At 62.4% G+C, this 26,801-nt stretch carries 14 protein-coding genes; 6 read left to right on the top strand and 8 right to left on the bottom strand.

The features are described from left to right. The first annotated feature begins 70 nt into the window (after positions 1-70). The 3 genes from ATN84_RS04065 (at position 71) to xylB (ending at position 11,722) form a co-directional block, all read left to right on the top strand. Positions 71-8,659, top strand: a complete 8,589-nt coding sequence (locus ATN84_RS04065) for a glycoside hydrolase family 94 protein (RefSeq protein ID WP_068880210.1) — start codon at positions 71-73, stop codon at positions 8,657-8,659. Positions 8,660-8,806: 147 nt separating this feature from the next. After that, the gene (gene pncB, locus ATN84_RS04060; protein ID WP_068880209.1) at positions 8,807-10,111 is read left to right on the top strand and encodes a nicotinate phosphoribosyltransferase; all 1,305 of its coding nucleotides are present in this window, start codon (positions 8,807-8,809) and stop codon (positions 10,109-10,111) included. Positions 10,112-10,267: 156 nt separating this feature from the next. Then, on the top strand, positions 10,268-11,722 hold the full coding sequence (gene xylB / locus ATN84_RS04055; RefSeq protein ID WP_068880208.1) for a xylulokinase: 1,455 nt from the start codon (positions 10,268-10,270) through the stop codon (positions 11,720-11,722). 584 nt (positions 11,723-12,306) lie between these two features. On the opposite strand, the gene ATN84_RS04050 is transcribed toward xylB, so the two are convergent. Together ATN84_RS04050 and ATN84_RS04045 are read right to left on the bottom strand one after the other, a co-directional pair. Next, positions 12,307-13,233, bottom strand: coding sequence for a carbohydrate kinase family protein (locus ATN84_RS04050; protein ID WP_068880207.1), 927 nt, complete (start codon positions 13,231-13,233; stop codon positions 12,307-12,309). 112 nt (positions 13,234-13,345) lie between these two features. Continuing rightward, positions 13,346-14,095, bottom strand: a complete 750-nt coding sequence (locus ATN84_RS04045; RefSeq protein WP_082766080.1) for an SDR family NAD(P)-dependent oxidoreductase — start codon at positions 14,093-14,095, stop codon at positions 13,346-13,348. 197 nt (positions 14,096-14,292) lie between these two features. Here ATN84_RS04045 and glpK point away from each other — a divergent pair, with 197 nt between their 5' ends. After that, a complete protein-coding gene (gene glpK / locus ATN84_RS04040) occupies positions 14,293-15,786 on the top strand; it encodes a glycerol kinase GlpK (RefSeq protein ID WP_068880206.1) in 1,494 nt (497 codons plus the stop codon). A gap of 63 nt (positions 15,787-15,849) precedes the next feature. Here the strand turns inward: glpK and ATN84_RS04035 are convergent, their stop codons facing one another. Both ATN84_RS04035 and ATN84_RS04030 read right to left on the bottom strand, forming a co-directional pair. Further along, positions 15,850-18,114, bottom strand: coding sequence for a transglycosylase domain-containing protein (locus tag ATN84_RS04035; RefSeq protein ID WP_068880205.1), 2,265 nt, complete (start codon positions 18,112-18,114; stop codon positions 15,850-15,852). Positions 18,115-18,322: 208 nt separating this feature from the next. Continuing rightward, entirely contained in the window at positions 18,323-19,012 is a 690-nt protein-coding gene (locus ATN84_RS04030) for an outer membrane protein (protein WP_068880204.1), read from the bottom strand. A gap of 274 nt (positions 19,013-19,286) precedes the next feature. Here ATN84_RS04030 and ATN84_RS04025 point away from each other — a divergent pair, with 274 nt between their 5' ends. After that, on the top strand, positions 19,287-20,390 hold the full coding sequence (locus ATN84_RS04025; RefSeq protein WP_068880203.1) for an acyltransferase family protein: 1,104 nt from the start codon (positions 19,287-19,289) through the stop codon (positions 20,388-20,390). A gap of 130 nt (positions 20,391-20,520) precedes the next feature. On the opposite strand, the gene ATN84_RS04020 is transcribed toward ATN84_RS04025, so the two are convergent. The 4 genes from ATN84_RS04020 to ATN84_RS04005 form a co-directional block, all read right to left on the bottom strand. Continuing rightward, positions 20,521-21,138 (bottom strand): ribonuclease D, encoded by a 618-nt coding sequence (locus ATN84_RS04020; RefSeq protein ID WP_068880202.1) that lies wholly within the window; start codon positions 21,136-21,138, stop codon positions 20,521-20,523. 13 nt (positions 21,139-21,151) lie between these two features. Further along, positions 21,152-22,543: a M20/M25/M40 family metallo-hydrolase gene (locus ATN84_RS04015; RefSeq protein WP_068880201.1), complete on the bottom strand. Its 1,392-nt coding sequence runs from the start codon at positions 22,541-22,543 to the stop codon at positions 21,152-21,154. Positions 22,544-22,636: 93 nt separating this feature from the next. Next, on the bottom strand, positions 22,637-23,065 hold the full coding sequence (locus tag ATN84_RS04010; protein ID WP_068880200.1) for a type II toxin-antitoxin system VapC family toxin: 429 nt from the start codon (positions 23,063-23,065) through the stop codon (positions 22,637-22,639). Next, positions 23,065-23,310, bottom strand: a complete 246-nt coding sequence (locus ATN84_RS04005) for a type II toxin-antitoxin system VapB family antitoxin (protein ID WP_068880199.1) — start codon at positions 23,308-23,310, stop codon at positions 23,065-23,067. Before ATN84_RS04005 ends, ATN84_RS04010 begins: the two co-directional genes overlap by 1 nt. 463 nt (positions 23,311-23,773) lie before the next feature. On the opposite strand from ATN84_RS04005, the gene polA reads away from it, so the two are divergent. Beyond that, a complete protein-coding gene (polA, locus tag ATN84_RS04000) occupies positions 23,774-26,728 on the top strand; it encodes a DNA polymerase I (RefSeq protein ID WP_068880198.1) in 2,955 nt (984 codons plus the stop codon). Positions 26,729-26,801: the final 73 nt, after the last annotated feature.

Genomic DNA, 26,801 nt, shown 5'->3' with positions numbered 1-26,801 from the left:
AACCCGTCTGCTCCGGGTCCCCGGCCTGGGATGTTTGAAATAGTCTCACTCGTAAAGGCTGCAGAGGCATATGCCGACTTTGTCGTTCTCCGTCTCGTCGATCTTTTCCCGCAAGCCTGAGGGAAAGCTTCTTCCCGGGCTGCTGCCGATTCCCATCCGCGCTCCCTACAAATCTCCCGAGGATTTGCAGAAGCTTGCGGCGGCTGTCGCCCGCAATGAGAATATCCGTTTGCCGGAATATGAGCCTTTCGCTTTCGACAAGCGCCTGTCGGAAAATGCCCGGCTGATCCTGCATGTCTATCGCACCTCCGATGCCGCCTCCCGCGCCGGGGAAACGATCACGCCGGCCGCGCAATGGCTGCTCGACAATCACTATACCGTCGACAAGAACATCCAGCAGGTGCGCCGCGATCTGCCCGCGCGCTTTCTCAGGCAATTGCCGCCTTTCCCGCCGGTCGAGGGCATGCCGCGTATCTTCGCGCTGGCCTGGCTCTATGTCGCCCATACCGACAGCAATTTTTCGCTGAAGACGCTGACGGCGATCGTCAACGGTTTCCAGACGGTCGAGCCCCTGCGCATCGGCGAATTGTGGGCGCTGCCTTCTGCCGTACGTTTCGTTCTCATCGAGAATGCCCGCCGTCTGGCCCTGCGCGTCGACCGTGCGCGCGGAATGCGCAATTTCGCCAACAGCGTGGCTGACGAGATCGCCCTTGCCCAGTCCAAGGAGGAGCTGGACCAGGTCCTGTCGAAATATGGCGAAGAGGCCTGCGACACCACCTTCGCCACCCATCTCCTCTATCGCCTTCGCGGCAGCTCGGACGATGTGGGCGCCGCCGCCGACTGGCTGGAAAGCGAGCTCGAAAAGCACGGCAGCGATGCCGAGGACGCCATTATCCAGGAGCATGCCCGCCAGTCGACCGGCGGTGTCTCGATGGGCAATATTATCCGCAGCCTCAAGGCGATCGACGATGTCGACTGGACGTCCTGGTTCGAGACCGTCAACGAGGTCGATGCCATCCTGCGCGAGCACAGCGATTTCCAGAAGCTCGATTTCCGCTCCCGCAATGCCTATCGCGTCACGATCGAGAAGATGGCGCGCCATTCGCGCATGGGCGAGATCGACATCACATGGGCGGCGCTGCGGCTTGCCGAGGATGGCAACCGCGCCGAAAAAGCCGGCCATGAGGAAGCGAGGGGCACCGGCGCCGTCGCCTATTATTTGGTCGGCGATGGCAGGCATGAGCTCGAGCAGGTCTGTGGTTACGAGCCGCCGCTCTCCCTGCGCCTGTTGCGCTTTTATCGCGGCCTCGGCCTCTGGGGCCTTGCGGCGCCGGTCGCCGTCTTCTCGCTGATCACGCTTGCCGTCGTACATTATTGCCTGGCCCAGCTTGGCCTGTCAGCTGGCATGGTCGCCGCCTTCACGCTGCTTGCCGTTTTCCCGGCGGTCGATGCGGCATTCGCGCTGTTCAATTCGCTGGTGCCGTGGTTCGTCCAGCCGACGCGCCTCATCGGCTATGAATACAAGGAAGGCGTGCCGGCGGAAGCACGTACGCTGGTGGCGGTGCCGACCCTCATCACCTCGCGCGATTCCGTCGATGAGCATATCCGCAATCTCGAGGTCCATTACCTCACCAACCCGCGCGGCGAGGTTTATTTCGCCCTGGTCAGCGACTGGGTCGATTCCGACCAGGAGATGACGGCGGCGGATATGGAGGTGCTCGAATATGCGCGCGCCGAAATCGACAAGCTGAATTATCACTATACTGGTGAGGGGCAGCCGCGTTTCTTCATCCTGCACCGCCGCCGCATCTATAATCCCAAGCAGGGCTGCTGGATGGGATGGGAGCGCAAGCGCGGCAAGCTGCACGAGCTCAATTTGCTTTTGCGCGGAGATCAGGACACGAGCTTCTTCCCCGCCGACGAGCGGTTGCCTTCGGGCGTGAAGTTCGTCATGACGCTCGATGCCGACACCAGGCTGACGCCGGAATCCGTCACCTATCTCGCCGGCAAGCTCAGCCATCCACTCAACCGTCCGGTGGTCGATGAAAAGACGGGCCGCGTGATGCGCGGTTACGGCATTCTGCAGCCGCGCGTCACACCGTCGTTGACGACGGGCGACGACGCCTCGTTCCTGCAGCGCGTCTTCTCGGTCAATCGCGGCATCGACCCTTACGTGTTCGCCGTTTCCGACGTCTATCAGGACCTCCTGGGCGAGGGCACCTTCACCGGCAAGGGCCTTTACGAGATCGATACGTTCGAAAAGGCGATGGCCGGACGCATCGAGGAAAACACCGTCTTGAGCCACGATCTTCTCGAAGGCGGCTATGCGCGCAGCGCGCTTGCCAGCGATGTGGAGGTCGTTGAGGATTATCCGACCGGCTACAATGTCGACATATCGCGCCACCATCGCTGGGCGCGGGGCGACTGGCAACTTCTGCCCTATCTCTTCTCGACAGATCGCGGCGTCAATCCGGTCACGCGCTGGAAGATGGCGGACAATCTGCGCCGTTCGCTCAATCCGATCCTGTGGGTTCTGGCCTCGATCGCCGGCTGGACGTTCCTGCCGCTCGGCGCGGCGGCGCTATGGCAGTTTTTCCTGCTGGCGAGCATGTTCGTCGCCCCGACCTTCGGCCTGCTCACCAATCTGATCCCGGCCAGCATGGACTATTCGCTGAAAGGGCATCTGCAGTCGATCCTGACCGATATCACGCTTGGCATAGCCGATGTGGCGCTGCGCACCACATTCATCGCCCATTCGGCCTACCTGATGGCCGATGCGATCGGGCGGACGCTTTTCCGCCTCATGGTCTCGCATCGCGACCTGCTGGAATGGCGCACCGCGGCCCAGGCGAAATCCGCGCCCGATACGCTCGGTTTTTATATCAGGCTGATGTGGCCCGCCATGGTCATCGCCCTGGTCGGGCTTCTGGCGCCGCTGCTCTTCGAAAGCAAGGCACTCCCCATCGCGGTGCCCTTCGCGTGCATCTGGTTCTGCTCGCCGCTCATTGCCTGGCTGGTCAGCCGCTCGGCCAAGCCGCAGGATACACTTGAGGTCCGTTCCTCCGACAAGGGCGATCTGCGGCGCTTCGCCCGCCGCACCTGGCGCTATTTCGAGACCTTTACCACCGAGGAGCACAACCATCTTCCGCCTGACAATTTCCAGGAAGATCCTTTCCCGATCGTGGCGCCGCGCACTTCGCCGACCAATATCGGCGTCTATCTTCTCTCCGTCATTGCCGCGCGCGACTTCGGCTGGATTGGCTTCGACGACACGCTGAAGCGCGTCGACAACACGCTGACGGTTGTCGAGAAAATGGAGAAATATCGCGGCCATCTCTACAACTGGTACGATACGACCAGTTTGAAGCCCCTGATGCCGCTTTATGTCTCCGCGGTCGACAGCGGCAATCTGGCGGGCCATCTGGTTACGCTTTCCTCGGCGCTGGAGGAATGGGCGGAGGCGCCGTCCGTCTATCTCCAGAGCGATCTCGACGGCATTCTCGACGTCAACGACATCCTCGAGGAGACGATCGCCGAGATCCCCGATGACAGGCGCATCCTGCGCCCGCTGCGCCGCCGGCTGGAGGAGCGGATATCCAATTTCCGCCGCGCCGTCAGGTCGGTGAAGGAAGAGCCGGAAACCGCCTCCTTCCGCACGATCAACCTCTCCCTCTTCGCCAATGATATCGTCAAGCTGAGCGATGAGCTGAACAGCGAGATCGGCAGCCCCGAAAGCCTCGCCGCCAGCCAGTGGGCGCGCATCCTCGTGGATACATGCAAGGCGCATACCGACGACGCCATCGGCGAGCACGATACGGACGCGCTGCGGGAGCGGCTGCGCACCCTTGCCACCCGCGCCCGCCAGCTTGCCTTCGACATGCAGTTCGATTTCCTCGAACGCAAGGAGCGCCGTCTGCTCTCGATCGGCTACCGTGTCCAGGAAAACGAGCTCGACGAGAGCTGCTACGATCTCCTGGCCTCCGAAGCGCGCCTGGCGAGCCTCTTCGCCATTGCCAAGGGCGATATCCCGGTGGATCACTGGTTCCGCCTCGGCCGGCTTCTCGTCCCGGTCGGCTGGAAGGGCGCGCTGCTCTCCTGGTCCGGCTCGATGTTCGAATATCTGATGCCGCCGCTCGTGATGACGGAGCCGCTCGGCTCGCTGCTGGACCAGACGAACAAGCTGGTCGTCAAGCGTCAGATCGAATATGCGACCTCGCGCGGCCTGCCCTGGGGCATCTCGGAAGCCGCCTATAATGCCCGCGATCCCGAGATGAACTATCAGTACACCAATTTCGGCGTGCCGACGCTCGGATTGAAGCGCGGCCTTTCCCGCAATGCGGTGATCGCCCCCTATGCGAGCCTGCTCGCCGCGCAGTACCAGCCGGCGGAAGCCGTGGCCAATCTCAAGCGCCTCAAGGCGCTCGGCGCACTCGGCCCCTACGGCTTCCATGATTCGGTCGATTTCACGCCGTCGCGCGTTCGCGAAGGCGAGAAATGCGCCATCGTCCGCAACTACTACGCACACCATCACGGCATGTCGATCATCGCCGTCGATAACGTCATCTTCGACGGCCGCATGCGCGAGCGCTTCCACAGCGACCCCGTCATCGAGGCGGCGGAACTGCTGCTTCAGGAAAAGGCGCCGCGCGAGATTCCGATGGTTCACGCCAAGACGGAAAACCCGATGCGCGTCGACGATGGCGGTTTCGACGAAGCGCCGATGCGCATCATCGAAGTGCCGCTCAAGGCGCCGCGCGCCACGCAGCTCATGTCCAACGGTCAGTATGCGGTGATGCTGACGGCCAACGGCTCCGGCTACAGCCGCTGGAACAATTTGTCGATCACCCGCTTCCAGCCGGATGCCGCCGAGGACATGCAGGGGACCTTCCTGTTTCTGCGCGATGTGGACACCGGTAAGTGGTGGTCCGCCACTGGCGAGCCGACCCGCAGCATCGACGGTGAGGCGAAGGTCGTCTTCACCGACGACAAGGCCGAGTTCTTCAAGACCGCCGGCGACATCAGCACCGTTGTCGAGTGCATCGTCGCCTCCGAATCGAATGGCGAAGGCCGGCGCATCGACATCATCAACACCAGCGCGCGCGATCGCGTCATCGAAGTGACGTCCTACGCCGAGCTGGTGCTGACCACGGATGAGACGGATAGCGCCCATCCGGCATTCGCCAAGATGTTCGTCGAAACCGAGATCGCCGCCAACGGCACCACGGTCTATGCCACCCGGCGCAAGCGCGCGCCGTCGGACCCCGACATTCACGTGGCGCATTTCGTTGCCGACCTCTCCGGCGCGGCGCGCGAGGCGGAGGCCGAGACCGACCGCCGCGTGTTCATCGGCCGCGGCCGATCCTTACGCAATCCGGCCGCATTCGAGGCAGACAGCCGCCTAACCGGCAGCCAGGGATGCGTGCTCGATCCGATCGCCTCCGTTCGCTGCCGCGTGCGTGTTCCCGCGCGCAAGAAGGTGAGCCTGGTCTTCTGGACGCTCGCCAGCGACTCGCGTCAGGGGATCGAGGAAGCCGTTTCGCGCTACCGTCATCCCGAGTGTTTCGCGCGCGAGTTCTCACTGTCCTGGACGCGCTCGCAGGTTCGTCTCCATCATATCGGCATCGGCCCGGCGCAGGCTGCGGAGTACCAGAAGGTCGCGACCTATCTTCTCTACCCCGACCGGGCGCTCCGCCAGCCGCCGGAGGCAATCGCCTCGGGCCTCGGCAAGCAATCGGACCTCTGGCCGCTCAGCATCTCCGGTGATTTCCCGATATTCGCCCTGCGCATGGATAGCGAGGCCGCGCTCGACGTGCTGCGCGACGTGCTGCAGGCGCAGGAATACTGGCGCGCCAAGGGGCTGGTGGTCGACGTCGTCGCCATCAACGAGCGCGCTTTCTCCTACGCACAGGATTTCCACCGCGGCATCGAGTGGATCTGCGACAACTATCGGGCCCGCGGCGCCCATCAGGGACCGCGCCAGCACATCTTCGCTGTGCGCCGCGACCTGATGAGCGACGAAACCTATGATACGCTGCTGGCATCCGCCCGCATCGTCATGCACGCGCAGAACGGCTCGCTCACCGAACAGCTTCGCCGCACCGAGGAGATATCGGGCGATCTGGCGGCCCGCAGCGAAATCCTTGCCGAAGCCGAAAGTGCCGTCATCGCCGCCGAGCGTGCTGCCGAAACGGTAAAGCCGCCAGTTCCCGCGCTCGTTTCGCCGCCGAAGAAACCTGACATGCCGGATGGCGAGGACCTGCGGTTCTGGAACGGCTATGGCGGCTTCGACGCCGAGGGAGATTATGTCATCCGTCTCAACGGGCAGCGTACCACGCCGCATCCCTGGATCAACGTCATCGCCAACCCGTCCTTCGGCTTCCATGTCTCGGCCGAGGGTGCCGCCTTCACCTGGGCCGGCAACAGTCGCGACTATCAGCTGACGCCCTGGGCCAATGATCCCGTGACGAACCGCACCGGCGAGGCGATCTATGTCGTCGATCTCGACACGGGCGTTGCCTGTTCACCGGTCGCGGCCGTCCTGCGTGACGAGACGGCGGTCTATGAGGCGAAGCTCGGGGCCGGCTATGCCAGCTTCTCCACGGAGCAGCACAATATGGCGTTGACGCTGACCCATATCGTCGATCCGGAAAAGCCGGTACGGCTGTCGCGGCTTAAGCTCGCCAATCGCGGCAGCCTGCCGAAGCGGCTGCGCGTCTATGGTTATGTCGAATGGGTGCTCGGCAATGTCCGTGCCAGGAACGCGCCGTTCATCGTGCCCGCGCATGATGCGAAGCTGGGGGGCCTCTTTGCCCGCAACCCCTATCATGTCGACAAGTCCGATCAGATCACCTTCTTTGCGGCCTCGCGCGCGCCGGCTTCAGTGTCGGCGGATCGTGTCGAGTTCATCGGCGCCACCGGCTCGGTCGACAGGCCGGATACCGTCATTCAGGGGAGGCCGCTTTCCAATACGGTCGAGGCCGGTCGCGATCCGTGCGCCGCGCTCGCCTTCGATCTGGAGATCGCCCCGGGCGCTGAGGAGGAGATTGTATTCTTCATCGGCAGCACCGAGGGCGAGGACGCCGCGCGCCGCCTCGTCACGGAGGCGAAGAAGACATCCTTCGACAGGACGCTTCTAGCGGCCCGTACGCTCTGGCAGGACTTCCTCCAAGGCCTGCAGGTGGAAACGCCGGATCCCTCCTTCGATCTCATGGTCAATCGCTGGCTGCCCTATCAGAGCCTTGCCTGCCGTATCTGGGCGCGTGCCGCCTTCTATCAGGCGAGCGGCGCCTATGGCTTCCGCGATCAGCTGCAGGACACGCTGGCGCTGCTGGCGCTCGATCCGTCGCTGGCGCGCCAGCAGCTCGTCAATGTCGCCTCGCGGCAGTTCCGCGAAGGCGATGTCCAGCATTGGTGGCTGCCGGCGACGGGCGCGGGCGTGCGCACGATGATATCGGACGATGTCGTCTGGCTCGGTTATGCGGCCGCCCTTTACACCGAGGTGACGGGCGATACCGCCATTCTCGACGAGCAGGTGCCCTTCCTTGAAGGAAAGGCACTTGAAGAGGGCGAGCACGACGCCTTCTATCAGCCGACCGTCTCGGAAGATGAGGTCAGCATCTATGAGCATTGCGCCCTGGCGCTCGACCTCGCCGTCGCGCGCACCGGCCAGCACGGCCTGCCGCTGATCCTCGGCGGCGACTGGAACGACGGCATGAACCTCGTCGGCATTCACGGCAAGGGCGAGAGCGTCTGGCTCGGCTGGTTCCTCGCCCACACGCTGCAGAATTTCATCCCGATCGCGCGGGAGCGGAAGGATGCGAAGCGTGCGAAGGCCTGGCAGCAGCATGTCGATGATCTCAAGGCTGCGCTGGAAAAGGCCGGTTGGGACGGTGAATGGTACCGCCGCGGCTATTATGACGACGGCTCGCCGCTCGGTTCAAAGGAGAGCGACGAATGCCGGATCGACGCCATCGCCCAGTCCTGGGGTGTCCTGTCGGGCATCGCCGATCCCAAGCGTGCCGAGCAGGCGATGCAGTCGCTGCGCGAACATCTCCTTGATGAGGAAGGGGAGCTCCTGCGCCTGTTCACGCCGCCTTTCGACAAGACGGAGCGCGAGCCGGGCTATATCAAGGGCTACCCGCCGGGCGTGCGCGAGAATGGCGGCCAATATACCCATGGCGCGACATGGGCGATCCTCGCCTTGACGCAGCTCGGGCAGAATGCCGAGGCCTATCGCTGGTTCCAGATGATCAACCCGATCCATCACAGCCGTAATCCGGATGCCTATCGCGTCGAGCCCTATGTGGTCGCCGCCGATATCTATTCCGTGGAATCCAAGCGCGGACAGGGCGGCTGGACTTGGTACACCGGCTCCGCGGGCTGGCTCTATCGCGTCGCGACGGAAGGCATTCTCGGCCTGCGCCGCCGCGCCGACCGGCTCTTCGTCGATCCGGCGCTTCCGCCGGAATGGGACGGCTGCAATGTGTCGCTACGCATCGGCGAAGCCACTTACCGCATCGTGGTCAAGACCGGCGGCAAGACCAAATCGGTCAAGCTCGACGGCCGGAAAGTATCGAATCCGGAAAAGGGCATTGCGCTGAAGATGACCGGCGATCACGAAATCGTCGTGGAGCTTCCCAAACCGGCCCCGAAAAGCTAAACGGAGAGCGGGGGTTTCCCCGCTCTTTCATTTCCGGCATTCGCCAGCAAACCCGGTACGCTGCTTGACAAGGCTGCCCGGCAGCCAGCACATATCCCGCGCCCATCCCGATCCGGTGAATGGGAGACTTTCGGGGAGGGAGGCAACATGGCCAAGACTGACATCGCGCGGCGCGTCTACAATCACACCTGGAAGCTCGATCCGATCATCCGCAGCCTGCTGGATACGGATTTCTACAAGCTCCTGATGCTGCAGATGATCTGGGGTCTTTATCCCAAGGTCGACGCCACCTTCACGCTCATCAACCGTACGACCTCCGTACGCCTTGCCGACGAGATCGAGGAATCCGAGCTGCGCGCCCAGCTCGACCATGCGCGCACGCTGCGTTTCGGCAAGAAGGAGATGATCTGGCTGGCAGGTAATTCGTTCTATGGCCACAAGCAGATATTCTCGCCGGAATTCCTCGCCTGGCTCGCCGATTTCCAATTGCCGGAATACGAGCTCATCCGGCGCGAGGGCCAGTATGAGCTGAATTTCCATGGGCCCTGGATGTACACCACCATGTGGGAGATCCCGGCTCTCGCCATCATCAACGAGCTGCGCTCCCGCGCGGCGATGAAATCGCTCGGCCCCTTCTCGCTCGATGTGCTTTATGCCCGCGCCAAGGCCAAGATGTGGAGCAAGGTTGAGCGCCTGCGCCGGCTGCCTGACCTGAAGATTTCTGATTTCGGCACCCGCCGACGCCACTCCTTCCTGTGGCAGCGTTGGTGCGTCGAGGCACTTAAGGAGGGCATCGGCGATGCCTTTACCGGCACGAGCAACGTGCTGCTTGCCATGGACACCGATCTGGAGGCGCTGGGCACCAATGCGCATGAGCTGCCGATGGTGCTTGCCGCGCTGTCCCGCAATGACGAGGAACTGCGCAGCGCGCCCTATCGCGTGCTGCAGGAATGGAACCGCTATTATGGCGGCAATCTTCTGATCGTGCTGCCCGACGCCTTCGGCACCACCGCCTTCCTGCGCGATGCGCCGGACTGGGTGGCCGACTGGACGGGCTTCCGCCCTGACAGCGCCCCGCCGATCGAGGGTGGCGAGCGCATCATCGGTTGGTGGAAGGAGAAGGGCAAGGACCCGCGCGACAAGCTCCTGATCTTTTCCGATGCGCTCGATGTCGACACCATCGAGGAAACCTATCATCATTTCCATGGGCGCGTCAGGATGAGCTTCGGCTGGGGCACCAACCTCACCAATGATTTCGCGGGATGCGCGCCGACCAATATCGATGGCCTCAACGCGATCTCGCTGGTCTGCAAGGTCAGCGAGGCGAACGGCCGTCCGGCAGTCAAGCTCTCGGACAATCCCCGCAAGGCGACAGGTGATCCCAAGGAGGTCCAGCGCTATCTCGAATTCTTCGGCAACGAGGATCGCGTGGAGCATCTGGTGAAGGTTTAGCTCGGCGAGGCGAGATTCGCTGAAAAGTGAAGACGAATTTTCCATCTGGGCTTGCGTTTGAGGAGATTTGCAAGTTTAGGAGGAGCGGACTTTGGTCTTCTGCGGGATTTGCACAATACAGAGGATGGATTGGCCAGACGGAGGAGATGGCACATCATGTATCTGGGAATTGATCTTGGCACTTCGGGCATCAAGGCGCTGCTGATAGACGACAAGCAGCGGATCACCGCGTCCGCCTCCGCTTCGCTGAATGTCTCGCGCCCGCATTCGGGCTGGTCCGAGCAGAACCCTGCGCACTGGATCGACGCGCTGGAAACCGTGCTCGACGTGATGAAATCCACCTTTCCCGCACGGCTTGCCGCCGTGCGCGGCATCGGCCTTTCCGGTCAGATGCATGGCGCGACCCTCATCGATGCCGACGGCAAGGTGCTGCGGCCCTGCATTCTGTGGAACGATACGCGCGCTTACAAGGAAGCGGCGGCCCTCGATGCCGATCCGCGCTTCCGCAAGATCACCGGCAATATCGTCTTCCCCGGCTTCACGGCGCCGAAGCTCCTTTGGGTGAAGAACAATGAGCCCGAGCTTTTTGCGAAGATCGCGAAGGTCCTCCTGCCGAAGGACTATCTGCGCTTCTGGCTGACCGGCGAATATGTCTCCGACATGTCGGACTCGGCCGGCACCGCATGGCTCGATGTGGAGGAGCGCCGCTGGTCGCCCGAGCTTCTGGCCGCGACCGATCTCGACGAAAACCAGATGCCGTCGCTGGTCGAGGGCACGGAAATTTCCGCTGTTCTGAAGCCGGAACTCGCGCGGCGCTGGGGCATGCGCGATGATGTGGTCGTCGCGGGCGGCGGTGGCGACAATGCGGCATCGGCCTGCGGCATGGGCACCGTGTCGCCCGGTCACGCCTTCATCTCCGTCGGCACCTCCGGCGTCCTCTTCGCCGCGAACGGTTCGTATCTGCCCAATCCGGCGAGTGCGGTGCATACCTTCTGCCACGCCCTGCCGAAAACCTGGCACCAGATGGGCGTCATCCTGTCGGCGACGGATGCCCTCAACTGGTATGCCGGCATAGCGCGCAGCGATCCCGCCAACCTCACGGCGGAGCTGGGGGACAGGCTGAAGGCGCCCTCGGGCGTCACCTTCCTGCCCTATCTCTCGGGAGAGCGCACGCCCCACAACGATGCCGCCATCCGCGGGGCCTTTGTCGGCCTGGGACGTGAAAGCGATCGCGCCACGCTGACGCAGGCCGTCGTCGAAGGCGTAGCCTTCGCATTCCGCGATTGTCTGGAAGCGCTTGCGGCCGCCGGCACCAGGCTCGACCGGGTGACGGCCGTGGGCGGCGGTTCGCGCTCCGATTATTGGCTGCGAGCGATCGCCACGGCGCTCGATTTGGCCGTGGACGTTCCCGCCGACGGCGATTTCGGCGGCGCGTTCGGCGCAGCTCGTCTGGGACTTATCGCGGCGGAGAAAGCCGATCCGTGGGCGATCTGCACATTGCCTGACATCGCCGAGACGATTGAGCCGGAAGCGCGCCTGCGCGGTGCCTTCGATGACGCCTATATCAGCTATCGCAGGCTCTACCCGGCGCTGGACGCATTGGCGCGGTAGCATCCTTTTGCCGGTCATCTCTTCATAAGGGAAAGGGAGGGCAGCGGGGGACCGTTACCACGCCCGCTTTCCGCGTCTGGCCATTGAGAAAGAACGCCCTGAACCGGGAATGGGAAGACGGGCGGTCATGCGAACGCTCGATCTTTGATAGTAAGTTTGACCGCGGTCACAGGACCGCCCCGTCCGGCGATTTCCGTCTCCGCCCGTTCCGCTTCGGCGAAGGCTGGGGATCGTCGCGGCAGCCTTGCGGCCCCCACGTCCCGTCTCGGCCCTCCCCTTAAGTGCTCGTCCAGCACACACCGGGCGTAGTCCCGGCAGGGGAACCCTTGGACGGAGCCTCCCCGGACGACGAGATACGTTTTCCCGCCGTCGGAGGCGCCGGTTCTTCCCCGCGAGACCCGCCGTCGCGAGCCGCGTTCCCGCGGGAAGAACTGCGGGGAAGGATAAGGGCAGGGCGGGAACTGTGGGATAAGTTTTTGGGGAGAAGGTTCCGGAACGGCAAACGCGTCATCCAAATATCACCGAAGACTCAACGTCATGGCCCCATCAACCGACCACCACGCCATAGGCCAAACGTGAACCGTTCAATCCGCCATCTCGCTCTGCCAAGGCGGATTGGCTCCAGCCCGAGAGACAGTCACCGCCGCGGCGCGCACGCCGAGCGCCACTGCGGCATGGACTTGGTCTTCCGTCAGATTGGCGATCGCTTCCTTGGTGAGAAGCCCCTGCCTGTGGAGGCTCACCAGCACGCCGGCATTGACCGTATCGCCCGCGCCCACCGTATCAGCAACCGTGACCTTGACGCCCGGAACGCTGACCTTGCCACGCAGCGTATAGGCGTCGGCGCCATGCGATCCGCGCGTGATGATGACGAGCTTCGGTCCGCGCGTCAGCCAGTCGGCGGCGATTTTGTCGTGCTCCGTGCCTTCTCCGAACCAGGCGATGTCCTCATCGGACATTTTCACGATATCGGCCATGGCGACCATCCGGCGCAGCCGCGCCAGGTGCTTTTCGCGGTCGGGAATGAAGCCGGGGCGGATGTTCGGGTCGAGCATGATGACCCGGCGCCCCGCTTCGCGCGCCATCAGCGCCTCGTAGGTGTTGCCGCAGGGCTCGGGAATAAGGCTGATCGCGCCGAAAAGCAGCGCCGAAACCCTGTCGTCGAGTTGCGGCAGGTCGGCCTCGGTCAGCATCCGGCCAGCGGTGTTCTCGTCATAGAAGGCATAGCTCGCCTGACCGTTGACGAGGCGCACGAAGGCGAGCGTCGTCGGGCGGTTGGCGGTTGCGCAGAAGGAGCTATCCACATTCGAGCGATGGAGCGTCTCGCGCAGGATATCGCCGAGGAAATCCGAGGACAGCCCGGAGAAGAAACCGGCCGGCGCGCCCAGCCTGCCGATGGCGATGGCCGTGTTGAACAAGGCACCGCCCGCATGGGGAACGAAAGCTGCCTGGCCATCCGCCGTCTCGCGCGGCAGCATGTCGATCAGCGCTTCACCGCAGGAAATGATCATGCGGGCCTCCTCTCTCAAACCCTTGGGAACGGGCACCTAAACCGATTGAATCGGAGAAAGCGCTAAAGGTTTTGCGCCTCTCTTGCAACCATGGAAAACGCCGCACCGGGTTTTAAACGTGCTGGCCGCCATTGATGTGGATTTCCGAACCGGTGACATAGGAAGAGGCCTCGGTGCACAGGAAATAGATCGTGTCGGCCACTTCCGATGTCTGGCCAAGGCGGCGCAGCGGCAGGTGCTCGATCAGCTTTTCCGTGCCCGGCGACAGGATCGAGGTTTCGATCTCGCCCGGCGCGATCGCGTTTACGCGAATGCCGTGCGGGCCGAAATCCGACGCCATTTCGCGGGTCAGAGCGGCAAGCGCCGCCTTCGATGTCGAATAGGCGGTGCCGGCGAAGGGATGTACGCGGCTTCCGGCGATTGAGGTGACATTGACGATCGAGCCCTGCGCTGCCTCCAACTCCCTAAAGAGCCCCCGCGCCAGCATGATCGGTGCGAAGAAATTCACCTGGAATACGTCGCGCCAGACCTGCATGGGCGTCTCGATGGAATTGAGCCGCCGCCCGCCTTCCGCCTTGGGCGAAATGCCGGCATTGTTGACCAGCGCATGCAGCTTGCTGCCCTCCGCCTCCAGCCGCCGGCGAATTTCTGAAATGCCGCGGCCGATATCCTCGGGGTCGGAAAGGTCGATCCTGATGTGATCCTCCGGTCCGGCCGGCCAGGGGCAGTTCTCGGAGAAATCCTGCCGCGAGCAGGTGATGACGCGCCATCCCGCGCGCGAGAAACGTTTGACGGTGGCATGGCCGATGCCTCGGCTCGCTCCGGTCAGCACAAGCGTCTTCTTGGTGGTGATGTCGGTCATGAAAGGTGCCTCGTTGGTGTCTTTTAATAGACGATACCGCTCAAGATTTCGAGGCTGTTGAATGCAAATCGCAAATTGCGCATTGCCGCAGGCGCGCAATAGCTTCGGGTCCGGTGAATGTTGCGTGATTTTCGCTTATGCCGATTCCTGTTTTCGTCCCGATGCGCTAGCTTGCACGCGCGAATGGAGGAGGAATCATGGCGGAATACGTACTCGCAATCGATCAGGGGACCACGTCGAGCAGGGCCATCGTCTTCGACCGCGACCGTCGGGTCGTGGGTCTTGGCCAGCAGGAATTTCCGCAGATCTATCCCCGCTCCGGCTGGGTGGAGCACGACCCGGATGATATCTGGCGCTCGGTTGTGACGACTTGCGGCGAGGCGATCCGCAACGCGCATATCGAGGCTGGGCAGGTAGGGGCGCTTGGCATCACCAACCAGCGCGAAACCGTCGTCGTCTGGGAAAAGGCGACGGGCAAGCCGATCCACAATGCCATCGTCTGGCAGGACCGCCGCACCGCCAATCTGTGCCGCAAGCTGAAGAAGCAGGGCCTGGAAAAAATGGTCACGCGGAAGACCGGCCTGCTGCTCGACCCTTATTTTTCCGGCACCAAGCTGGCATGGCTCTTAAGCAATGTGCCAGGTGCGCGGGCAAGGGCGCGCAAAGGCGAGCTTCTCTTCGGCACGATCGACTCGTTCCTGATCTGGCGTCTGACCGGCGGCAGGAACCATGTGACGGATGCGACCAATGCGGCGCGCACGCTGCTCTTCAACATCGCCGAAAATCGTTGGGACAAGGAATTGCTCGAGCTCTTCGATATCCCGGAGGCGATGCTGCCGGAGGTGAAGGATTGCGCCGCCGATTTCGGCAGCACCGATGCGGAGATCCTCGGCGCTGAAATCCCGATCCTGGGCGTTGCGGGCGATCAGCACGCGGCGGTCATCGGCCAGGCCTGCTTCGAGCCGGGGATGATCAAGTCGACCTATGGCACCGGCTGCTTCGCGCTGCTCAACACCGGTTCGGAGATGGTGCTTTCGAAGAACCGGCTCCTGACCACCATCGCCTATCGCCTTGACGGGCGCACCACCTATGCGCTGGAGGGTTCGATCTTCATCGCCGGCGCAGCGGTGCAATGGCTGCGCGACGGGCTGAAGATCATCGGCACGGCGGCCGAATCCGGCAAGCTTGCCGACAGCGCCGATCCGAGCCAGGAGGTCTATATGGTTCCCGCCTTCGTCGGCCTCGGCGCGCCGCATTGGGATGCCGATGCCCGTGGTGCGATCTTCGGATTGACGCGTAATTCCGGCCCGGCGGAGTTCTCCCGGGCGGCGCTCGAATCGGTCGCCTACCAGACCCGTGACCTGCTGGAAGCCATGAAGAAGGATTGGAAAGCCGACGGCCGCAAGACGGTGCTGCGCGCCGATGGCGGCATGGTCGCCTCGGACTGGACGATGCAGCGTCTGGCCGACATTCTCGATGCGCCAGTGGACCGCCCGGTCATCCTGGAGACGACGGCGCTGGGCGCCGCCTGGCTCGCCGCATCGAAGGCTGGTATCTGGCCGAAGCAGGCGGACTTCGCCAGAAGCTGGGCGCTGGACACCCGTTTCCTGCCGAAAATGGATGAAAAGACCCGCAAGGCCAAGATTGCCGGCTGGAAGAACGCGGTGCGGCGGACGCTGACGATCGAGTGAGATAAGTGAGGTAGGGAGTAGAAGCCCTCTACTATCTCACTACTCACTATTCCCTACTCACTCCTACTGCGCATTCCCCATGATGAGATCGAGCAGCGTTGTCGTCTTGCCGCCGGACTGGCGTCCGCCGCCGACATCGGCGGGCGGGACCGGGCCGCGCGAGGCGACGGGCGCGCTTTCGATCATCCGCGTCGAGCCGGTTCGCGCCGCATCGGGCGCAGGCGGCCAATAGCCGTCATCCTCGTTCGCCATGGGCATGCCGCCGGCCGGATTGTTCGGGTCGTAAGGTGAGGGCGCATTGGAATCGGGCAGTTCGTCACTGCCGCCCGGAAGCACATTCTCGATCTGGTAATTGCCGGGGAGTTCGGCGACCGGCACGCCCTTGTGGGCCGCGACCATGAATTCCTTCCATGCCTTGACCGGCAGCGAGCCGCCGCTGACATGCTTCATCGGCTTTCCGTCGTCATTGCCGAACCAGACCCCGGTGGTGAGATTGGCCGTATAGCCGATGAACCAGGCATCGCGGAAGTTCTGGCTGGTGCCGGTTTTGCCGGCCGCCGGCCAGCCGAATTTGCCGCTCTTTGCCGTTCCGTCTTCCACGGTCTGGCGCAGCATGGCGTTCATCATGCCGACATTCCGTGGGTCGATCACGCGTTCGCCGCCGCTTTGGGTGTTCTCATAGAGCACCTTGCCGTTCGAATCCGTCACGCGCTTGATGATGTGCACCGGCGCCGTGTAGCCGCCATTGGCGAAGGGCGTAAAGGCATCGGTCAGCTCGAGCAGCGTCACCTCCGAGGTGCCGAGCGCCAGGGAGGCATTGGCCGTCAGCTTCGACTGGATGCCGAGGCGATGGGCCGTATCGACCACGGTTTGCGGGCCGACTTCCATGACGAGCTGGGCGGCGACGGAGTTGAGCGAGTGCGAGAGCGCGGTCGCAAGCGTCACCGGGCCGAAATATTTGCCGTTGTAGTTGCCGGGCGTCCACTTGCCGATCTTGACAGGCGCGTCGTTACGCACCGAATCCGGCGTGCGGCCCTGTTCGAGCGCGGAGAGATAGACGAAGGGCTTGAAGGTCGATCCCGGCTGGCGCTTGGCTTCGGTGGCGCGGTCGAACTGGCTGTTGGCATAATCATAGCCGCCGATCATGGCGCGCACCGCGCCAGTCCCGTCGATGGAGACCAGCGCGCCTTGTGAGACATTCATCTTCTTGCCATTGGCGGAGATGAGATCACGGATTGATTCTTCGCCGATCTTCTGCAGATGCAGGTCGATCGTGGTGTCGACGATCACGTCGCTCTTCGTTTCGCCGATCAACGCCGGCAGTTCCCGCATCACCTGGTCCGCGACATAGTTTTCAGAGCCCGACCAATAGGCGGCGGCGCGTGTCGGCGGTTCGCTCATGGCGACGGCCAGTTCGCTGTCCTGGATCATGCCCTGCTCGCGCATGGCGTTGAGCACCAGCTTCGCCCGATCCGACGCGGCTTCCGGATCGCGTGCCGGCGAAAGCCGTGAAGGCGCCTTCAGCAGCCCCGCCAGCGTTGCAGCCTCCATCAGGTTCACGTCGCGCGCGGGCTTGTCGAAATAACGCCGCGAGGCTGCGGCGACGCCGTAAGCGCCGGATCCGAGATAGACCCGGTTCAGATACATTTCGAGTATCTGGTCCTTGGAATATTTGTGCTCCAGCCATAGCGCCAGCAGCACTTCCTGGACCTTGCGCTCGATGGTTCTCTCAGGCGTCAGGAACAGGTTCTTCGCGAGCTGCTGCGTCAGCGTCGAGCCACCCTGCACCATGCGTCCGCTCGTGATGTTGGTAATGATCGCGCGGGCGAGGCCGATCGGGTCTACGCCGAAATGCGAATAGAAGCGCCGGTCCTCGATGGCGATGACCGCCTGGGGGATATAGGGCGACATGTCGTGAAGGCCGACCGCCTCGCCGCCCGTCGTCCCGCGATTGGCGATGAGATTGCCGCCGACGTCGACGATCTTGACGTTGGGCGGCCTGTCGGGAATGGTCCAGGTGGTGGTCTGCGGCATCTGCGCCGCGAAATAGATGACGATCCCGCCAAGGGCGATGCCGCCCCACAGCCCCAGAACCAGTGACCAGTAGACCATACGGCGCAGAAGCCCGAAAAAGCCGCGCCTCTGGCCGCGGCCGGAATTCCTGCGGTCTCGTTTCGATCCGGTCTTTGCGGATTTGGACTTGCGGCGTGCCGGCGCGGGTGCGGCGCGGTCGTTTTCGTCGACGCGCAGATCATCGTCCCGTGTCCTGCGGCTATCATCACCGAAGGAAGGTTCGATGCGCTTGCCCCTGTCTCCGCCTGAAGCCATGCCCTTTATCAACCCGCTTTCTTGAATTTACGTCGTAATCGTCCCTTGGGGTTGCAGGGTAAATGCGGCGGTTTAAAGGGGCGTTAAGTTATAATTTGCAAATCCGCCAGCCCGTCTCGGGCGCCGCGAAAATGCGTGGATTCCATGTGCTTATAAAGGAAAAGCCCCGCGAATCGCGGGGCTTCGACGCAGGCTGACGCGAGAGCGATCAGAACTTGTAGGCAACGCCGAGACGGATGTCGTGCGACTTGAAATCGGCATTGTAGTTGACGCCGCCGAAATCGAAATCTTCGTCGCCGAGATCGGTGTAGCGATATTCGAAGCGCACGATCACATTATCCGTGGCCGCATAATCGACACCGGCGCCGAGCGTCCAGCCCGTCTGGGTCTTCTTGTCGTCGAGAACGCTTACGCCGTCGATATTGGCATTGTGCTCGACTTCGCCGAAGGCGACACCGCCGGCGATGTAGGGGAGGAAGCGGTCAACCGCATAACCGGCGCGAGCACGCACGGCACCCGACCAGCGCAACTTGGCTTCGCCGGTGTAGAGATAAGCGCCACCTTCGAAGAAGTCGGCTTCTTCCTGGAGATCGGCATAGCTGATGTCGGCGTCAAGGCCGAGAACGATGTTATTGCCGGCTTCCCAATTATAGCCGCCATAGATGCCGCCGAGGAAACCATCCGGCTTCAGTTCGGAGGAAAAGGCATCCCCGACGTCAGCCTCGGACTTGCCCCATCCATAGCCGACCTGGGCACCGATATATGCGCCCGTCCAGCTGAAAACCGGCGGCGTGTACACCGGGGCGGGTTCCTGATCGTAGACGACGTCCGCCGCTTTTGCGCTGGTTGCCGCGCACAGCGCAATCGCGGAAGCGGCGATGAAATACTTAACTTTCATGGCGTTTCTCCAGTCATTTGATGCACAACTTATATACGCGTGGGTTGCATCTTGTCTGTAGCGTAAAGGACACAGCGCCCGGAAAAGCAGGGCTGTTTATGACATGAAGTTGCCACAATCTCGTCACGAGTTTGTGAACGGTTCAACCGATGGCTGAGCATCGAGGGAAAACCTCGCGCTCAGATGACGTTACGTTAAGTTCTTTTTAAATAAGCATTTCTCCGCTATCCGCGGATATGCTAATTCCTCTTTTGGCAGGGGCGCGAAGAGAATTATGGAAAAACAGAGAGTCGACTGGGTCGATATCGCCAAGGGCATGTGCATCATCTTCGTCGTGATGATGCATTCCACATTGGGCGTCGAGAAAGCCGCGGGGGCGGAAGGCTGGATGCATTATGTCGTCTCCTTCGCCAAGCCCTTCCGCATGCCCGATTTCTTCCTGATTTCCGGTCTGTTCCTGGGCCTCGTGATCGACCGCCCCTGGCGCCGCTATATCGATCGCAAGGTCGTGCATTTCCTCTATTTCTACATTCTGTGGCTGACGATCCAGTTCGTCTTCAAGGCGCCGGGCATCGCCGCGGAGGAAGGCGCGCGCGGCGTCGTCTCCGCCTATCTCATGTCCTTCGTCGAGCCCTTCGGCACGCTCTGGTTCATCTATATCCTGCCGGTGTTCTTCCTGGTGACGCGACTGGTCAAAAGAGTGCCGGCCTGGCTCGTCTTCTCAGCGCTCGCACTTCTGGAGACGCTGCCTATCCATACCGGCTGGGTGATGATCGATGAGTTCTGCGGGCGTTTCGTCTATTTCTTCGCCGGCTATGCGTTTGCCCCGGCCATTTTCCGTGCCGCCGACTGGCTGCGCCAGCGGCCGCTGGTGGGGCTGGCCGGGCTGGCTCTCTGGGCCTTGGTCGAATATGTGCTGGTATTCACGCCCGCACCTCCCTCTCTCGCTTCGCTGCTCACGCCTGAGGCCTTCATGTCAGGCGGGCGCGGCGGCTGGAGCGAACTGCCTCTCATCTCGCTTTTCCTCGGTCTCGCCGGGGCCTTCGCCATCGTGGCGACCTCGGCGCTCCTCTCACGGCTTGCCGGGGCCAATCCGCTGCACCGGGGCTTGAGCTGGCTGGGCAGCCATTCAATCGTCGTCTATCTCGCCTTTTTCCTGCCGATGGCGGTGACGCGCACCGTGCTTCTCAAGAGCGGCGTCATCGCCGATATCGGCACGATCTCGTTCCTGACGACCGCCGCCGGCGTCGTCGGCCCGGTCATCCTCTATGCGCTGGTGCAATGGAGCGGCTACGGCCACTTCCTGTTCAAGCGTCCGGCATGGGCCATCATCGACAGGGCGCCGCAAAAGAAAACGGCGGCTGTGGCGGCGGAGTAAGTGAATAGCGCCGGAATCTGTTATGAACCGTTGCTGTCATGGAAATGTAAAGGAATGGATCCCAGTGCTCGTCACTGGGATCCATTCCTCTACGGTGCCGTGGCCGCTACGGAAGCATGAATATATTCACTCAGCTATGAGCAAAAATATCCTCTTCATCCCAGCCCATCAGGTCGAGCTTGGCGCGGGTCGGCAGGAAGCGGAAGCAGGCTTCGGCCTCCTTAAGCCGTCCGTCGCGCTTCAGCCTTGCCTCCAGCACATCCTTGAGCCGGTGCAGATAGAGCACGTCGGAAGCCGCATATTCGAGCTGCGCGGGTGAAAGCACCTCCGCCGCCCAGTCCGAGGATTGCTGCTGCTTGGAAATCGTCACGTCGAGCAGTTCGCCGCAGAGCTCCTTCAACCCGTGCCGGTCCGTATAGGTGCGGGTGAGCCGGGATGCGATCTTGGTGCAGAAGACCGGCTGAGCCATGACGCCGAAGGTGTGGGCGAGCACGGCCAGGTCGAACCGGCCGTAGTGGAAGATCTTGGTGATCGAACGATCCCTCAGGAGCCGCACCAGATTGGGCGCCTTCTTCTGTCCGGGCGCGATCTGGATCACGTCCGCTGTGCCGTCGCCGGGCGATATCTGCACCACGCAGAGCCGGTCGCGATGCGGTTTGAGGCCGAGCGTCTCGGTATCGATGGCGACGGCGTCGACCTGATAGTGTGAAAGATCAGGCAGGTCGTTTTTGTGAAAGCGGATGCTCATGCGGCTGTTCCTGTTATCTCTTGGCCAGGGCAGCGAGGATGCGTGCCCATGAGCGCTGGCCCTTGTGGAAGGATTGAAGCTCGTATTTCTCGTTCGGCGAGTGGATGCGGTCGTCTTCCAGCCCGAAGCCGACGAGCAGCGATTCCATACCGAGCATCGACTGGAAATCGCCGACGATGGGGATCGAGCCGCCCATGGCGATCAGCACGGCCGGCTTCGGCCATTCGTCCGAAAGCGCATCCTTGGCCTTGGTGAGAAGTGGTGAATCGTAGGAAAGCTGGATGGCCGGCGAACCGCCATGCGGGTGGAACTCCACCGAGCAGTCGGCCGGAATGCGCGCCTTGACGAATTCGCGGAACGCGGCGCGGATCTTGTCCGGGTTCTGTTGATGCACGAGGCGGAACGAGACCTTGGCGGAGGCTTCCGCTGCGATCACCGTCTTGAAGCCCTGGCCGGTATAGCCGCCGGTGATGCCGTTGACTTCCGCCGTCGGCCGCGCCCAGGTGAGCTCCAGAACGCTCCTGCCCTTTTCGCCCGATGGAATGGAAAGACCGATCGGCCCGAGAAAAGTCTCCGCCGTGCGGCCGAGCCCGTCCCACATCTGCAGGATCTGTTTCGGCGTTTCCTCCACACCGTCATAGAAGCCCGGCAGGGTGACACGTCCGTTCTCGTCGTGCAGATCGGCGAGAATGCGGGTCAAGATGTGGATCGGGTTTGCCGCCGCACCGCCGAAGAAGCCGGAGTGCAGGTCGCGGTCGGCCGCCTTGACGATGATTTCCTCGCCCACAAGGCCGCGCAGGCCCACCGAAATCGCAGGCGTCTCGCGGTCCCACATGCCGGTATCGCAGACAAGCGCGAAATCCGCCTTCAGCTCCTCTGCATGCTCTTTAAGGAAAGGCTTGAGCGATGGCGAGCCGGATTCCTCTTCGCCCTCGAAAAGGATGGTGATGCGGCAGGGCAGATTGCCGTGAACCGCCTTGTAGGCCCGGCAGGCCTCGACAAAGGTCATCAACTGGCCCTTGTCGTCGGAGGTGCCGCGCCCGGTGATGATCTTGCGGCCCGGCTCAACCTCTTTGACGGCGGGCGAAAAGGGATCGTTTTCCCAAAGGTTCAGCGGATCGACCGGCTGCACGTCGTAATGGCCGTAGAAGAGGGCGTGCGGCGCATCCGGCGTCGCCCCTTCATGATGGGCGACGACCATCGGATGGCCCGGCGTGTCGCGCACGCTGGCATCGAAGCCGATCGACTTCAGATCCTCCACCAGCCACTCCGCCGCCTTGCGGCATTCGGCCTTGTAGGCGGGATCGGTCGAGATCGACTTGATCTTCAAAAGCTCGACCAGCCTGTCGAGGCTCTGGTCGAGATTGGTATCGAGATGGGAAAGAACGGGATCGAGCGTGGACATGCGACTACCTGGTTACGATTCGCGAAGGGAGCCGCAGACTATTCCATTTTTCAGGATTGTGCACAGAGGCGAGTCATCGAGAAAAGGGATTCCTCATGCCAGATCGGTTTGCGCGAAATCATCGCCCTTGTAGATGAGTCCGACGCCATGGATTTTTGCGCACGCATAGGCAAAGCAATCACCAAAGTTAAGGCCAGCCCGATGGCCGACGGCTTTGCCGTAGGTCATCGCAGCATCAATGGCTTTGTCTCCGATCTCTCCGGAAATGCTGATCTCGCTGGCACCGAGTTCTGCAATCAGATCGTCGACAATCTCGCGTGCACTGGCGAGGAGTTCCGAGCTCGGCCTAACTGCCGCCCCACCTGCTGTGGCGGCGGCGCGAGCGACGGCTAGTGTGGCTTCAAACCGCACAAGCGGAGAAACAAAACAGGCGTTCTGCACGTCGGAGAGGCGCTTTGCGATTTCCTGCCAGCCCGCTTCCTGGTTGATAACGGCAACGAGTGCCGAAGCATCCAGAAACATCAGGTGTCGCCCCACATCTCGTCGGTATAGGCTTTCATGTCGAAGGTGGGATTGGGCAAGCCGATTCTTGCAGCCTTCTCATGGATTCTAGCAAGGCGATCACGCAGCGGTACATGCGCCCGGGTGCGATCCAGCTCGTGCTGAAGCGCCATGCGCACTGCCTCGGTCTTGCTGCGCGTCTTGGTGAGTCTCGCCAGTTCCTCAGCCATGGCGGCCACCTCATCGTCGCGTATGAAGAGCGGCATAATGATATCTCCTTTTAGCAATCAGGATATCGCAAAAAGGCAATCGCAACAAGGCGAGCCGGCAGGTAACTGTATTTGGAAGCGAAAAGAGGAAGGGCGCTCTGAACGGCGCCCTAAAAAGACTTGACCGCTGCGGTGAGGGGGGTACCGCAGCGGCCAGATCATTATAATGAAGCGGCAGCCCGGAGAGGGGGGATGTGAGGCTGCCGCCCGATCCGGAATCCAGCGGGGGACGGGCCAGAAGACCGGATATCGACGTGTTGTCGACGGTTATGATTTGGCGAGAGGAACGTGGCGATTCAAGGGCACGAAACATTACATATTTGTAACAAAAGCGTGATGTTGAAATCCCCGGCAATTCCTACCACGCACTTTTTTGCTGCACGCACTTTGGCGTGGATCGTTCAGCCTCCTGACAGAGACTTCATTCCAATTCCCGGCGGTTTGTTTTAAGTCTTGCTCCATGAAAAACGGCGATCATCTCTTTCTCGTTGACGGCTCGGGCTATATCTTCCGTGCCTATCACGCTCTTCCTCCGCTCACCCGCAAGTCGGACGGCCTGCCGGTCGGCGCGGTGTCCGGCTTCTGCAACATGTTGTGGAAGCTTCTGAAGGATGCGCGCAACACCGATGTCGGGGTAGTGCCGACCCATTTCGCCGTCATCTTCGACTATTCCTCGAAGACCTTCCGCAACGAGATCTATCCCGAATACAAGGCCAACCGCAGCGCGCCGCCGGAGGATCTCATTCCGCAGTTCGGGCTCATCCGGCAGGCGACGAAGGCGTTCAACCTGCCCTGCATCGAGAAGGAAGGCTACGAGGCCGACGACCTGATCGCCACCTATGCCCGGCTTGCCGTGGAAGCGGGCGGCGACGTCACCATCATCTCCTCCGATAAGGATTTGATGCAGCTCGTCAATCACAAAGTGTCGATGTATGACGGCATGAAGGACAAGCAGATCTCGGTCCCGGAAGTGATCGAGAAATGGGGCGTGCCGCCGGAAAAGATGATCGATCTGCAGTCGCTCACCGGCGACAGTACCGACAACATCCCCGGCATCCCCGGCATCGGCCCGAAGACGGCGGCGCAGCTCCTGGAGGAATATGGCGATCTCGACGCGCTTCTAGCCCGCGCCTCGGAGATCAAGCAGCAGAAGCGCCGTGAGAACATCATCGCCTTTTCCGACCAGGCGCGGCTGTCGCGCGAGCTCGTGACGCTGAAGAACGATACGCCGATCGATGTCGCGCTCGATGCGCTGGTGCTGGAGCCGCAGGACGGGCCGAGGCTGATCGGCTTTCTGAAAGCGATGGAATTCACCTCGTTGACCCGCCGCGTCGCCGAGACGACCGAAACGGATGCGGCCCTGATCGAGCCGGTGCCGGTCGAAACGCAATGGGGCGCCGACGCACATGGGCCTGATCTCCAAACCGGCGTGTCGGCGGAAGCGACGCCGGAAGAAGTGATGGGTGGCGCTGCTGCCATGCCTGCCACCCCGGTCGCTCCCGAAGGTCCGGAGAATACCCCCGCCGTGCTGGCCAGGTCCCGCGCCGAAGCGGCGACTGCCGAAAAGATCGACACGACGGCCTATGTCTGCATCCGCGATCTCGCCACCCTGCAGGCTTGGATCGACGAAGCGGTCGAGAACGGCATTGTCGCCTTCGATACCGAGACCAGTTCGCTCTTTCCGATGGAGGCGGAGCTGATCGGTCTTTCTCTGGCGCTGGCGCCGGGCCGCGCGGCCTATGTACCGCTGGCGCATAAATCGGGCGCGGGCGATCTCCTGGGCGGCGGCATGCTGGAAAACCAGATCCCGCTCGATCAGGCGCTCGCCGCGTTGAAGCCGATGCTGGAGGACCGCTCGGTCCTGAAGATCGCCCAAAACATGAAGTTCGACTGGCTGCTCATGCATCGCTACGGCATCGATATCACGCCCTTTGACGATACGATGCTGATCTCCTATGCGCTGGATGCAGGCCCCGGCGGCCACGGCATGGACAGCCTGTCGGAGCGTTGGCTCGGGCACAAAACCATCCATTACAAGGACGTGGCGGGCAGCGGCAAATCCGCCGTGAGTTTCGACATGGTCGATTTGGAGCGCGCCACCGCCTATGCCGGCGAGGATGCGGACGTGACGCTCAGGCTCTGGCGCGTCCTCAAGCCCCGCCTCGTGGCCGAAGGCGCCGTTTCCGTCTATGAGCGGCTGGAGCGGCCGCTGGTGACGGTCTTGGCGCGCATGGAGGCGCGCGGCATCTCCGTCGACCGGCAGATATTGTCCCGTCTTTCCGGCGAGCTGGCGCAGTCGGCCGCCGCGATCGAGGACGAGATCTATCAGCTCGCAGGCGAGCGCTTCAACATCGGCTCGCCGAAGCAGCTGGGCGACATATTGTTCGGCAGGATGGGCTTCCCCGGCGGTTCCAAGACCAAGACGGGCCAATGGTCGACTTCCGCGCAGGTGCTGGAGGATCTGGCCGCCGCGGGTCACGAACTACCACGCAAGATCGTCGACTGGCGTCAGCTCACCAAGCTCAAATCCACCTATACGGATGCATTGCCGGGCTATATCAACCAGGAAACCGGCCGCGTCCACACCTGCTATGCGATGGCCGCCACCTCGACCGGACGGCTTTCCTCTTCCGACCCGAATTTGCAGAACATCCCGATCCGCACGGCGGAAGGCCGAAAGATCAGGACGGCTTTCATCGCCAGTCCGGGCAACAAGCTCATCTCTGCCGATTACAGCCAGATCGAGTTGCGCGTGCTCGCCCATGTTGCCGATATCCCGCAGCTGAAGCAGGCTTTCGAGGACGGCGTGGACATCCATGCCATGACGGCGTCGGAAATGTTCAACGTCCCGGTCAAGGACATGCCGAGCGAGGTGCGCCGCCGCGCCAAGGCGATCAATTTCGGCATCATCTACGGCATTTCCGCCTTCGGCCTTGCCAATCAGCTGTCGATCCCCCGCGAGGAGGCGGGGCAATATATTCGCACCTATTTCGAGCGCTTCCCCGGCATTCGCGACTATATGGATGCCACCAAGGCCTTTGCCCGCGAGCACGGCTATGTCGAGACGATCTTCGGCCGGCGCGCGCATTACCCGGAAATCCGCTCCTCCAACCCGCAGATGCGCGCCTTCAACGAGCGCGCCGCCATCAACGCGCCGATCCAGGGGTCGGCCGCAGACATCATCCGTCGCGCCATGATCCGCATGGACGGCGCGCTTGCCGAAGCGGAGCTCTCGGCGCGCATGCTCCTGCAGGTCCATGACGAACTGGTCTTCGAGGTGTCGGATGACGAAGTCGACAAGACGATTTCGGTGGTCCGCCATGTGATGGAGAATGCGGCCATGCCCGCGGTCTCGCTCTCCGTTCCGCTGCAGGTGGATGCCCGCGCGGCGCAGAACTGGGACGAGGCGCATTAGGCGGCGGCATCGCTCCCTCTCTTGCAAATTCTAAGGACTTAGCTTCGCTAAGCCCAGGAATTTGCTTTCTCCC

It is taken from the genome of Paramesorhizobium deserti (genome assembly GCF_001558695.1).
In the GTDB taxonomy this organism is placed as follows: Bacteria; Pseudomonadota; Alphaproteobacteria; order Rhizobiales; family Rhizobiaceae; genus Paramesorhizobium; species Paramesorhizobium deserti.
The sequence above is the reverse complement of the archived record's forward strand: the minus strand, read 5'-3'. Positions and strand labels throughout refer to the sequence as shown.